At 67.6% G+C, this 11,561-nt stretch carries 9 protein-coding genes; 7 read left to right on the forward strand and 2 right to left on the reverse strand.

The genetic code is table 11. The features are described from left to right. The first annotated feature begins 42 nt into the window (after positions 1 to 42). Positions 43 to 1,236, forward strand: a complete 1,194-nt coding sequence (locus HCT51_RS05450; RefSeq protein ID WP_224760690.1) for a PrsW family intramembrane metalloprotease — start codon at positions 43 to 45, stop codon at positions 1,234 to 1,236. A 178-nt stretch (positions 1,237 to 1,414) separates the two neighbouring features. Further along, positions 1,415 to 3,619: a HelD family protein gene (locus tag HCT51_RS05455; RefSeq protein WP_166871088.1), complete on the forward strand. Its 2,205-nt coding sequence runs from the start codon at positions 1,415 to 1,417 to the stop codon at positions 3,617 to 3,619. Between the two features lie 63 nt (positions 3,620 to 3,682). Here the strand turns inward: HCT51_RS05455 and HCT51_RS05460 are convergent, their stop codons facing one another. Continuing rightward, the gene (locus HCT51_RS05460) at positions 3,683 to 5,041 is read right to left on the reverse strand and encodes an MFS transporter (RefSeq protein ID WP_166871090.1); all 1,359 of its coding nucleotides are present in this window, start codon (positions 5,039 to 5,041) and stop codon (positions 3,683 to 3,685) included. Positions 5,042 to 5,082: 41 nt separating this feature from the next. Further along, on the reverse strand, positions 5,083 to 5,895 hold the full coding sequence (locus HCT51_RS05465) for a 2-keto-4-pentenoate hydratase (RefSeq protein WP_166871092.1): 813 nt from the start codon (positions 5,893 to 5,895) through the stop codon (positions 5,083 to 5,085). A 181-nt stretch (positions 5,896 to 6,076) separates the two neighbouring features. Here HCT51_RS05465 and HCT51_RS05470 point away from each other — a divergent pair, with 181 nt between their 5' ends. The 5 genes from HCT51_RS05470 to HCT51_RS05490 all read left to right on the forward strand — a co-directional run bounded on the left by HCT51_RS05470 (position 6,077) and on the right by HCT51_RS05490 (position 11,465). Next, positions 6,077 to 7,903 (forward strand): FAD-dependent oxidoreductase, encoded by a 1,827-nt coding sequence (locus HCT51_RS05470; protein WP_224760691.1) that lies wholly within the window; start codon positions 6,077 to 6,079, stop codon positions 7,901 to 7,903. After that, positions 7,900 to 8,772, forward strand: coding sequence for an alpha/beta fold hydrolase (locus HCT51_RS05475; RefSeq protein ID WP_166871097.1), 873 nt, complete (start codon positions 7,900 to 7,902; stop codon positions 8,770 to 8,772). The genes HCT51_RS05470 and HCT51_RS05475 overlap by 4 nt, the downstream gene beginning before the upstream one ends. Before the next feature lie 30 nt (positions 8,773 to 8,802). Beyond that, positions 8,803 to 9,753 carry a 3-carboxyethylcatechol 2,3-dioxygenase gene (locus HCT51_RS05480; RefSeq protein WP_166871099.1) on the forward strand — a complete coding sequence of 317 codons (951 nt, stop codon included), beginning with the start codon at positions 8,803 to 8,805 and terminating at the stop codon, positions 9,751 to 9,753. Between the two features lie 71 nt (positions 9,754 to 9,824). Beyond that, on the forward strand, positions 9,825 to 10,550 hold the full coding sequence (locus HCT51_RS05485) for a GntR family transcriptional regulator (RefSeq protein WP_166871101.1): 726 nt from the start codon (positions 9,825 to 9,827) through the stop codon (positions 10,548 to 10,550). A gap of 6 nt (positions 10,551 to 10,556) precedes the next feature. Next, the gene (locus tag HCT51_RS05490) at positions 10,557 to 11,465 is read left to right on the forward strand and encodes an NADP-dependent oxidoreductase (RefSeq protein WP_166871103.1); all 909 of its coding nucleotides are present in this window, start codon (positions 10,557 to 10,559) and stop codon (positions 11,463 to 11,465) included. Positions 11,466 to 11,561 lie beyond the last annotated feature (96 nt).

Below are 11,561 nucleotides of genomic sequence, written 5' to 3' on the forward strand. Positions count from 1 at the left end.
GAGCGCATCGAGTGACAGGCAGAGACCACTAACCTGAGTGGCATGGATTCGTCTGAGTCGCGCATCCCTGAGGCTCCGATCTCCGTTCAGCAGGGAACCCATTTAGCCACGCAGCCGGTGCTCGCCCGCCCGGTGCGCGCCAATGGAGCGCTCGGCGCCCTGGCGGTCGTCGGCATCCTGCTTGGTGCGCTTGCGCTGCTCACCGTGTTCGGGTATTTCGTCGCCGTGCTCGGCGTGGCCGGTTTCGTCGTGTCGGCCGTCATCGCGCTGGTGCCGCTCGGCATCGTGGCGCTTGGGGTGCGCTGGGTCGACACCTGGGAACCCGAGCCGCGGGTCATCCTGCTCTTCGCGTTCCTCTGGGGCGCCGGAGTATCCGTGCTGCTCGCGCTCATCATCGATGGTGAGATTCAGAGCGTGATCGCGTCGTTCGGCGGCTCGACCGACTCCTTTGTGTTCCTGCAGGCCGCCGTGCAGGCGCCGATCGTGGAGGAGACGGCCAAGGGCCTCGGCGTGCTGCTGATCTTCCTGGTCGCCCGCCGCCATTTCGATGGCCCGGTGGATGGCATCGTCTATGCCGCCTGCATCGGTGCCGGTTTCGCCTTCACCGAGAACATCCAGTACTTCGCCATTGCCATCCTCGAGAGCGAAGGCAGCTTCGGCGACATCGCCGGGGTGTTCATCGTGCGCGGGCTGATGTCGCCGTTCGCCCACGTGATGTTCACGGCACTCACCGGTTTCGCGATCGGGCTCGCCGCGCGCCGAGCGGGTATCGCGGCCGGGCTCGGCGCGTTCGTGGTGGGCCTGGTCGCGGCAATACTGCTGCACGCGTTCTGGAACGGGGCGCTGTTCATCGTGCCCGACTTCTTCGGCTACTACGTGCTGGTGCAGGTGCCCCTGTTCGTGCTCGGCACCCTGTTCGTGGTGTATCTGCGGCGTCAGGAGCAGCGTCTCACCTTCGCCCGCCTGCACGAGTACGCGGCAACCGGCTGGTTCAACCCGGCTGAGGTCGCCGCTCTCGCCACCGCGACCGGCCGGCGCACCGCGAAGCGTTGGGCGGCGTCCCACGGGCTGTCGAGCCAGATGCGCCGATACATTCGCGACTCCACCCGGTTGGCGTTCTTCCGGCAGCGGATGGTGACCGGTCAGGTTCCGCTCGACCCTCAGGCGCACGAGGCGGAACTGCTGCGCGCGGTCGTGGCATCTCGACGGGCTTTGCAGGGCATTCCGCTCCGTTAACAAACTCAACCCCCGGGGCTGCGGCACTGCCTGCGAGTCTCCACGGGGGATTGAGTATGTGCTTCAAGGATGCGACAAAACTGTCGGTGACGCAATAGGGCGACGCAATAGTTCGAGAGCAATCCGGCGTTCAACGAGACCGCGTAAGCTTGATGGCCTTGAATCCCGAGGTGCATCTGTGACAAATTCCGAACTTGAGCGCGAGCGCGACTACGTCGAGCGCCTTTACCGACGGCTCGACGATGTACGTCAGGAGGCGGAGGACGCCCTCGCGGCGGTGCGCCGCCAAACGCCGGGCGGCACCCACCAGCACCGCTCGGAGCGTGACTCGTTTGCGCGCATCTACGAGGACCGCATCGCCCAACTGCGTGAGGTCGACGAACGGCTGGCCTTCGGCAAGCTGACACCCCAGTCCGGGTCGGTGCGGTACATCGGACGGATCGGACTGCGCGACGACAACCGCGACCCAATCCTGCTCGACTGGCGCGCCCCGCAGGCGAGCGCGTTCTACCAGGCCACCGCGGCGACTCCGCTGGGCATGCGCGCCCGCCGTCACCTCTCCAGTAAGGGCCGCAAGGTGGTGTCGATCAGCGACGACATCTTCGACGAGTCCCTGCTCAGCGAGCAGGTCAGCGGCGACTCCGCACTGCTGGCCGCACTCACCGCCCAGCGCACCGGCCGCATGCACGACATCGTCGCGACGATCCAGGCCGAGCAGGACCGCATCATCCGCAGCGAACTGCGCGGCGTGCTGGTGGTTCAGGGGGGACCGGGCACCGGCAAGACCGCGGTGGCGCTGCACCGCGCCGCCTACCTGCTCTATGAGAATCGGGAACAGCTGGCGCGCAGCGGTGTGCTCATCGTGGGCCCGTCGCGCAGCTTCCTGCAGTACATCGAACAGGTGCTGCCGTCCCTCGGTGAGACCGGGGTGGTGCTGGCAAGCGTCGGCCAGCTGTATCCGGGCGTCGATGCCCAGAACGAGGACACAACGGATGTCGCGGCCCTGAAGGGCAGCCGGCAGATGGCCGACCTCATCAAGCGTGCGGTGAAGAGCCGGCAGATCGTGCCGACCGAGCCGCAAACCCTCGACGTCAGCGGGGAACGCCTGGTGGTGCAGCCGCAACTGATCGCCGACGCCATGCGCGAGGCCTGGCAGAGCCGTAAACCGCACAACGTGGCACGGGTCACCTTCAACAAGGCCGCCCTGAAGGCCCTCGCCCGGCAGCTTGCCTCGCAGTTGCGGGAACAGGGCAACGCCATCGACGACTCCGACCTGTCGATGCTGCGCGAAGACCTGCGCTCCAGCTACGACGTGCGGGTGGCGTTGAACACGGCCTGGCTGCCGCTAACCCCCGAGAAACTGATCCAGGACCTCTATGCCCGGCCGACCTGGCTGGCGAGCCTCACGCCCGGATGGTCGCCCGCGAAACGGGCACTGCTCCGGCGCAGCCGCGACGCCGAGTTCACGGTGTCCGACATCCCGTTGCTCGATGAGGCAGCCGAGCTGCTGGGTGAGATGGACACCGTCTCCGACGCCCGCAAACGCGAGGAGAAGGCGCAGCGCAAGCGGGACGTCGAGAATGCCGAGCAGGCGATCCAGAACATGGATGTCGAAGGGATGGTGAGCGCCGAGGCGCTCGCCGCCGGGTTCGCACCCAGCGCCGAACGGCTGAGCGCCGCGGAGCGTGCCTCATCCGACCGCACCTGGACCTACGGCCACATCGTGGTTGACGAGGCGCAGGAGCTGTCGTCGATGCAGTGGCGGGTGCTGTTGCGCCGCGGCCCGATGCGCAGCTTCACCATCGTCGGCGACATCGCCCAGGCCAGTTCGGCCGCGGCCGCCGCCAGCTGGTCCGACGCCCTCGGCACGCTCACCACGGAGTTCCGGCTCGAGGAACTCACCGTCAACTACCGCACGCCATCGCAGATCACCGATGCCGCGGAACGCTTCGCCCGCGCGCACGGACTGCCGATCACCCCGTCCACGGCGGTCCGCCGCTCGGAGTGGGAGATCTTCCGGCGCGGCATCGACGACGGGGGGCTGCTCGACGCCGCGCTCGCCGCGGTGCAGGAGGATCGCGGCATCGATGACCGGGGCACCGTCGCGGTCATCGCCGACGACGCCCTCGTCCCCGAGCTGTACCAGCACCTGCGGACCGCGCTCGGTGCTGACGTCGCGCTCGGCTCGGCGTCGCTTGCCCGGCCGATCTCGGTGCTGTCGCCGCAGACGTCGAAGGGCCTCGAGTTCGACGCCGTCGTGCTCGTCGACCCAGACAGCATCGAACGTGCCGGCAGCCGCGGGGCGAGCGCTCTGTATGTTGCCGCGACTCGTCCGACCCAACGCCTGCATATCGTGACCACCGGCGCCCAAACCCTCGGCTGACCGCGGAAACAAGGCAGTGCCGTGACCCCTGGGGGTCACGGCACTGCGTTGTTTTGCGGGTGGTTACGCTGCGCTGGTCTCTTCAGCCAGCTCGCGCTTCCTGATGTGCTCCGCTTCCGCGCGGCCCCAGCCGCCGGGGATGAGCGCGACAGAGATCACTGAGATCACGCAGATGATGACGAGGTAGATCACGACGGCGTCGCTCGAACCGGTCGAGGCCAGCAGGCCGGTCGCGATGGTCGGCGCGAACGCCGGGCCGGCGATCTGCGAGATCGTATAGCCGACGGATGAGCCGGAGTAGCGCACCTCACGGGAAAATACCATCGAGAACAGCGACCCGGTGACGCCCGCCGACATTGACATGGTGACGCCGAAGATCAGCACGACAGCGAGGGTGAAGGCCCACGCCTCGCCGGTGTTGATCAGCATGAAGCCGATCGGGGTGGCGATCAGCATGCCGACCGCCCCGGCGAAGTACAACGTCTTGCGACCGAAGGTGTCGGACAGCGACCCGAACACCGGGTAGAGGAAGACGGCGATGATCGCGGCGAGCATGACGCCGAGCAGCGCGGAGGTGCGGTCGATGCCGACGCCGCCGCTGTAGTTCACCAGGAACGCCATGGTGATGTAGGCGAGCACACCCTGGCTGAGGTAGGTGCCGGCGACCAGCAGGATTTCGCGCCAGTGACGACGGAACGCGACTGCCACCGGAACCTTGACGATCTCCTGCTGCTCGCGTGCCGCGGCGAAGGCGGGGCTCTCTGCCACGGACAGTCGGATGAACAGCCCGACGAGCACGAGGACGATGCTCGCGAGGAACGGCACTCGCCAGCCCCAGCTGATGAAAGCGTCATCCGGCAGCTGCGAGACGAGCATGAATGCGCCGGTGGCGAGGAAGGTGCCGGCAGGGGCGCCGGTCTGCGGGAATGCGCCGTAGAAGCCGCGCTTGCCGCGCGGGGCATGCTCGACTGCCATCAGTGTCGCGCCGCCCCACTCGCCGCCCACCATGATGCCCTGGAACAGGCGCAGCACGGTCAGCAGGATTGGCGCCCAGATTCCGATCTGCGCGTAGGTGGGCAGCATGCCCATCAGTAGCGTCGCCGCGCCCATGCCGAGCAGCGAGATGACGAGCATCTTCTTGCGGCCCACCCGGTCACCGAAGTGGCCGAAGATGATGCCGCCGAGCGGGCGGGCGAGGAAGCCGACGCCGAAGGTGGCGAAGGACAGCAGCGAACCCATCAGCGGCGTGGCCTCGGGGAAGAAGATCGCCGGGAAGACCAGTGCTGCGGCCGTGCCGTAGATGAAGAAGTCGTAGTACTCGACCGTGGTGCCGATGAAGCTGGCGAGGGCAACCTTCAGCGGGCCGCCTTGCTTCTTCGCGGCGGGAGCCCGGTCTTGGCGACGCGTTGTCAACGTTGACATTGATGCATTTCCTTTTTTGGTGGTGTGGGGGAGGGGAAAGTTCAGGCCGAGGCCGAGGCCGAGGCGGAGGCGGTCGCCGAGACGGAGCCGAGGCCGCTGATGGTGGCTTCGACGGTCGCGCCGGGCAGCAGCGGCACCATCGGGCCGAGAGCGCCGGACAGCACAATCTCGCCGGCGCGGAGCGGCCGTCCGAGACGGGCAGCGGTCTCTGCCACCCAGACCAGCGCGTTCACCGGATCGCCGAGGCAAGCCGCGCCCGATCCAGTGGAGACCACCTCGCCGTCGATGCTCATCGACATGGTGGCGTCGATCGGGGAGTAGTCGGCGAGCGGCAGTCGCGCCGCTCCGAGCACGTAATAGGCGCTGGACGCGTTGTCGGCGACGGTGTCGACGATGGAAATGTCCCAGGCCGCGACGCGGCTGTCGACGATCTCGAGCGCCGGCACGACATAGGACACGGACGCCATCACCGAGGCGCGGTCGGTGTCCGTGACATCCCGCGCCATCACGAACGCGATCTCGGCCTCGATCCGCGGCTGCAGCAGCGTCTCGTGGGGGATCAGGGCATCCTCGGCGATCTCCATGTCAGCGAGCAGCACCCCGAAATCGGGCTGGTCGACGCCGAGCTGCCGCTGCACCGCCGGGGCGGTCAGGCCCACCTTGCGCCCGACCCGAGGGTTCTCGGCCGACTCGAGTGAACGGATGATCAGTTCTTGCGTCGCGTAGGCCGCATCCAGGTCGGTGCCGAGCAGGTCGCGAACGGGAGCGCACGGCACGGTAGTGAGCGTCGCATCTCGCAGCCGAGCCGACGCCTCGAGCTGAGGGCTGACGGTCGGGGAAGGGTGGCGGATCATCGCGTAGCTCCTTTGCTGTGCCGGCGTGACTTGCATGCTAGCGGGTAACGGCGAGCGTAGAGCAGCGCCCGCCGCAGCGCAAGCCGGGGTTTGGTTGCCTCGAGGAACTAGCATGCTAGTATCCCAGCACGGAGGACCAACAGCAGGTCCGCACAGAACCATCTCAAGGAAGAGAGCGATCGTGGTCGACTCGGAATTCGATACTGACGTCCTAATCGTGGGGACCGGGCCCACCGGTGCAACCTGCGCACTGGCCCTGGCCACTTACGGGGTGCGCGTGCACGTGGTCTCGAAGTGGAACTGGCTGGCGAACACGCCGCGGGCGCACATCACCAACCAGCGCGCCGTCGAGGTGTTGCGCGACCTCGGCATCGAGGATGAAGCCAAGCAGGCGGCCACCCCGTGGGAGTGGATGGGCGACACGCTGTTCACGACCAGCCTGACGGGTCCTGAGATCGCCCGCCTGCGCACCTGGGGCACCGGTCCCGACCGGGCCACCGACTACCTGACCGGCAGCCCATCGCCGATGCTCGACATCCCGCAGACGGTGATGGAGCCGATCCTCGTCAAGAACGCGGCGGCGCGGGGCGCCGACGTCTCGTTCAACACCGAGTACCTGGGCCACGAGCAGGACGCCGATGGGGTGACGGTGCGGCTCCTCAACCGAATCACCGGGCAGGAGTACACGCAGCGCGCCCGCTACCTCGTTGGCGCTGACGGCGCGAACTCCCTCGTCGCCGAGGAACTCGAGCTGCCGATCGTCGGCGAGAAAGCCCGTGCCGGCACCGTGTACGTGCTGTTCAACGCGGACCTCACTCGTTACGTCGAGCACCGGCCGAGCATCCTGCACTGGATCATCAACCCGGCCGCCAGCTTCGGTGAGATCGGCATGGCCACGTTCCGGGCCATCCGGCCGTGGGACCAGTGGATCATGGGCTGGGGCTTCGACATCAGCAAGGGCGAGCCGGACCTCTCCGAGGAGTTCCTGCGCAGCCAGATCCGCACCCTCATCGGCGACGACGACCTCGACTTCGACATCGACCGCACCATGGTCTGGTACGTGAACCAGCAGCACGCCGAGCTCTACCACCGCGGCCGCGTGTTCTGCGCCGGCGACGCCGTGCACCGGCACCCACCGAGCTCCGGGCTGGGCTCGAACACCTGCATGCAGGATGCCTTCAACCTCGCCTGGAAGCTGGCCTTCGTCATCCGCGGTGACGCCGGTCCCCGGCTGCTCGACTCGTACTCCGACGAGCGGGTGCCGGTGGGCAAGCAGATCGTCGCCAGGGCGAACCAGTCCCGCAAGGACTACGGCGCCATCCGGGAGGCACTGGCGATCGACGACTCCGACGACCCGCTGGCCGCCATGCTCGCGAAGATCCAATCGGCGACCACCGACGGCGTTGCCGCGCGCGATGCGCTCTACGCGGCCCTGAAGCTGAAGAACACCGAGTTCAACGCGCAGGGCGTGGAGCTGAACCAGCGCTACGAGTCGAGCGCGGTGCTTGGCGATCCGGCCGCCGGAACCGAGGAATGGCGCCGCGACCCGCAGCTGTACGTGCAGGCCACAACCCGGCCGGGCGCCAAGATCCCACACGCCTGGCTGGTGGATGCCGCGGGCGAGCGCATCTCGACCCTCGACGTCACCGGGCGCGGCAAGTTCAGCCTCGTCACCGGCCTCGCCGGCACCGCCTGGGTGCAGGCGGCGCGCGCGCTCGACGCAGACTACCTCCGCACCGTCGCCATCGGTGCGCCCGGCTTCGCCGACGCATACGGCGAGTGGCACGCGCAGCGCGAGATCCACGAGGCGGGCGCGTTGCTGGTGCGACCGGACGGCTACATCGCCTGGCGGCAGCCAGCCGCGGTGACGGATGTCGCGGAAGCGACCCAGCAGTTGTCAGCAGCCCTCGACGAGGTGCTCGCCCGCACCTCGGACGACTTTGATCGCGACATCAGCGGCCTCCTCGCCGCGTCACCCGCAACCTCTTACGAAGGAGAAATCTCATGACCGAACGCCCGTTCACCAGTGTCTGGTCCGATCTGGCCGAGGTGTCGTTCAGCCAGGGTTTCATCGAGCACGCCGGCTACCGCACCCGCTACCTGCATACCGGCGACACGTCGAAGCCGACCCTGCTGATGCTGCATGGCATCACCGGGCACGCGGAGGCGTACGCCCGGAACCTGCGCTCGCACGGGGAGCATTTCTCGGCGTGGGCGATCGATTTCATCGGACACGGGTACTCCTCGAAGCCGGAACATCCGCTGGAGATCAAGCACTACATCGACCAGGTGCTGACCTTCATGGACGCCATCGGCGTGCAGAAGGCGTACTTCAGCGGCGAGTCGCTGGGCGGCTGGGTGACCGCGAAGCTGGCGCAGCTGTACCCGGATCGGGTGGAGCGGATCGCGCTGAACACCATGGGCGGCACCATGGCGAACCCGCAGGTGATGGAGCGGCTCTACACCCTGTCCACCGAGGCGGCGAAGGACCCATCCTGGGCGCGGGTGAAGACCCGGCTGGAATGGTTGATGGCCGACCCGACCATGGTCACCGATGACCTGATCAAGACCCGGCAGGCGATCTTCCAGCAGCCGGACTGGCCGATGGCGTGCCAGATGAACATGGCCCTGCAGGACCTCGAAACCCGGAAGCGCAACATGCTCTCCGACGATGACCTGCGCGCCATCCAGGCGGAGGCGCTGGTGATCTGGACCACCAAGGACCCGTCCGGCCCGGTCGATGAGGGCCGCCGGATCGCGGACCTGCTGCCCAACGGGTCCCTGGCGGTGATCGAGAACGCCGGGCACTGGCCGCAGTACGAGCAGACCGAGATCTTCGACCAGATCCACCTGGACTTCCTGCTGAACCGCAACTGACCGGCATCCCGAAAGAAGAGGACAGAAGCAATGACGCTCGCACTGGTGACCATGTCGCACAGCCCCCTGCTGGAGTACGTCGACCCGCCCGCCGACGTGAAGGCCGCCGTCGAGGCAGCCTTCGACCAGGTCCGCTCGTTCGTACACGAGTACGATCCCGACCTGGTGATCAACATCGGGCCCGACCATTACAACGGCTTCTTCTACGACATCATGCCGCCGTTCTGCATCGGCTATGAGGCGGTCGGGGTGGGGGATTTCGGCACCCAGGCGGGCCCGCTGGACGTGGACACCGACACCGCCCGGGCACTCACCGAGTACCTGATGGAGCACGGCATCGACATGACGGTGTCGCTGCGGATGGAGGTCGACCACGGCGCGGTGCAGCCGATGGAGATCATCTACGGTGATTTCACCGCGAAGCCGGTGCTGCCGATCTTCATCAACTCGGTGGCTCCGCCGTTCGCCCCGCTGAAGCGGATCCGGCAGCTCGGCGAGCTAATCGGCCGCTTCGCCAGCACCGAACTGGCCGACAAGAAGGTGCTGCTGATCGGCTCCGGCGGACTCTCCCACGAGCCGCCGGTGCCGCAGATCGCGACCGCAACCCCCGAGGTGCGCGAGGCGCTGCTCGGCGGCGGCCGACACCTCACCCCGGAGGCCCGCGACGCGAGGCAGCAGCGGGTGATCAACGCGGCGCGCGACTTCGCCGCCGGGATCAACGTGGTCAAGCCGCTGGCCCCGGAATGGGACCGGGAACTGATGCGCATCCTCGCCTCCGGCGACCTGACCCCGCTCGATGCCTGGTCCCCGGACTGGATGAGCGAGGTCGCCGGCAACTCCTCGCACGAGGTGCGCACCTGGATCGCCGCCTACGCCGCCCTCGGCGCCGTCGGTGACTACACGGTCGACTACTCGTTCTACAAGCCGATCCCCGAGTACATCGCCGGATTCGGCGTCACCATCGCCACTCTCAACGCCTGATGCACGACCGCCGGCCGGTGCCAGCCTTCCCGGCCGGCGGTCAGTCGTTCAGCCATACTGGAGGCGTGTCCATGACCCTCGAACCCCAGCGCAATCGCGGTCGCCTGTCTGGGCAGGTCTACGAGACCGTCAAGACGCGGTTGCTCGACGGCGACTACCCGGCCGGCGCCAAGCTCTCGGTGAATGAGATCCGCGCCGAGTTCGGCGTTAGCAAGCAACCGGTGATGGAGGCGCTGCGGCTGCTCGCCGCGGAGGGCCTCGTCGAGATCCTGCCGCAGATCGGCTGCGTGGTCATGCAGTACAGCAGCAAGGAGGTCGACGACTTCTTCGAGATCTTTGCGGCGTTCGAAGGTGCCCTTGCCGGTGCCGCCGCCGCGCGTCGCACCGAGGCGGACATCGCCAGGATCGAAGCGGTCTCCCGCGAGATCGAACGGCTCACCGACGAACCGAATCCGCACACCCGTTCGTCGGTGTATCGAGTGCAGAACCGGCTGTTCCACGAGGCAATCCACAGCGTGGTCGGCTCCCGCATCATGGCTGATTCCAGCCGGCGCATGTGGGACCTCAGCGACCTCCTGATCAACACCACCGGCCGAGAGTTGCCGCTCGGGTACGTGACCGGGGAACGGCACGAAGAGCACGAGCGCATCATCGAGGCAATCAAGGCAGGGGATGTCGAGGGCGCGCGCACCGCAATGGAGGAGCACATCCGGGCAACGCCCGCGGTGATCCGCCGCGACGAGACGGCTGCCTATAGTGGCAGCAGGGGGAACCAGCCTCCTCACATGCAGGGTTAGGCAGGTATGGCACGCGCGGCACGCTTTCACGACTTCGGTGAGGCGTCGGTCATCACGATCGACGACGTGCCACAGCCCACGCCGGGTGCCGGCCAGGTGCGCATCCGCGTTCACACGTCTGCGTTGAACCGGGCCGACGTCAAAGTGCGACGCGGGCTCATGCGGCCGGGGCTGCCGAAGTCGCTGCCGTCCGGGCTCGGCTTCGATGCGGCCGGCGTCATCGACGAGGTGGGCGAGGGCGTCACCGGGTTCGCCCCGGGCGACGAGGTGTTCGCGTTGGTGCTGCTGCGCGGCCTCGCCGAATACGCCGTCGCGCGCGCGACATCCGTGGCCAGAAAACCGGCAGCGCTGTCATGGCAGGCCGCCGGAGCACTCGCGACCGTCGGACAGACCGCGTTGGACGTGGTGGCCTCGCAGCACCTCACCGACGCCGACATCGTTATGGTGAGCGGCGCCACCGGGGGAGTGGGAGTGCTGGTCGCGCAACTCGCACGCCTCGAAGGCGCCACCGTGCTCGGCACCGCCAGCGCCGACAACGCCGAGTTCCTGCGCTCCATCGGGGTGATTCCGGTGGAGTACGGGGCGTCGCTTGCCGAACGCATCCTCGAAACCGGGCAGGACGTCACCGTGGTCTTCGACCAGGCCGGCCCCGACACGGTGCGGGCCGCGCTGGAACTCGGAATCGACCCCGCCCGGATCAACACCACCGTGGACGAGGCGAAAGAGCTGGGCGTGCAAGCCGTCGGGCAGGGCAAGGCCGACCCAGAACGGCTCGAGATCCTCGCGGAGATGATCGCCGACGGCAGCATCGTGCTGCCGATCGCCGCGGAGTACCCGCTCACCGAGATCGTGGCAGCCTTCGAACGGTTTGAGCGTGGACACGTGCGCGGCAAGATCTCCATCATCATCGACTGAGCCGTGCACCGACACGCGTAAACCCCCTGAACTGGGGGCGGGTTACCTCCTGTTCGGGGGGCTGCCGCCGGCGCTGCGTCGGTCTAGCGTTGCCCA

The organism is Salinibacterium sp. ZJ450, assembly GCF_011751885.2.
Taxonomy (GTDB): domain Bacteria; phylum Actinomycetota; class Actinomycetes; order Actinomycetales; family Microbacteriaceae; genus Ruicaihuangia.

Excerpts from the sequence above, each read along its gene's own strand:
- HCT51_RS05465 (WP_166871092.1), bottom strand. The coding sequence starts at position 5,895 with ATGATCCGCCACCCTTCCCCGACCGTCAGCCCTCAGCTCGAGGCGTCG.
- HCT51_RS05460 (WP_166871090.1), bottom strand. The coding sequence starts at position 5,041 with ATGTCAACGTTGACAACGCGTCGCCAAGACCGGGCTCCCGCCGCGAAG.
- HCT51_RS05475 (WP_166871097.1), top strand. The coding sequence starts at position 7,900 with ATGACCGAACGCCCGTTCACCAGTGTCTGGTCCGATCTGGCCGAGGTG.
- HCT51_RS05450 (WP_224760690.1), top strand. The coding sequence starts at position 43 with ATGGATTCGTCTGAGTCGCGCATCCCTGAGGCTCCGATCTCCGTTCAG.
- HCT51_RS05480 (WP_166871099.1), top strand. The coding sequence starts at position 8,803 with ATGACGCTCGCACTGGTGACCATGTCGCACAGCCCCCTGCTGGAGTAC.
- HCT51_RS05485 (WP_166871101.1), top strand. The coding sequence starts at position 9,825 with ATGACCCTCGAACCCCAGCGCAATCGCGGTCGCCTGTCTGGGCAGGTC.
- HCT51_RS05490 (WP_166871103.1), top strand. The coding sequence starts at position 10,557 with ATGGCACGCGCGGCACGCTTTCACGACTTCGGTGAGGCGTCGGTCATC.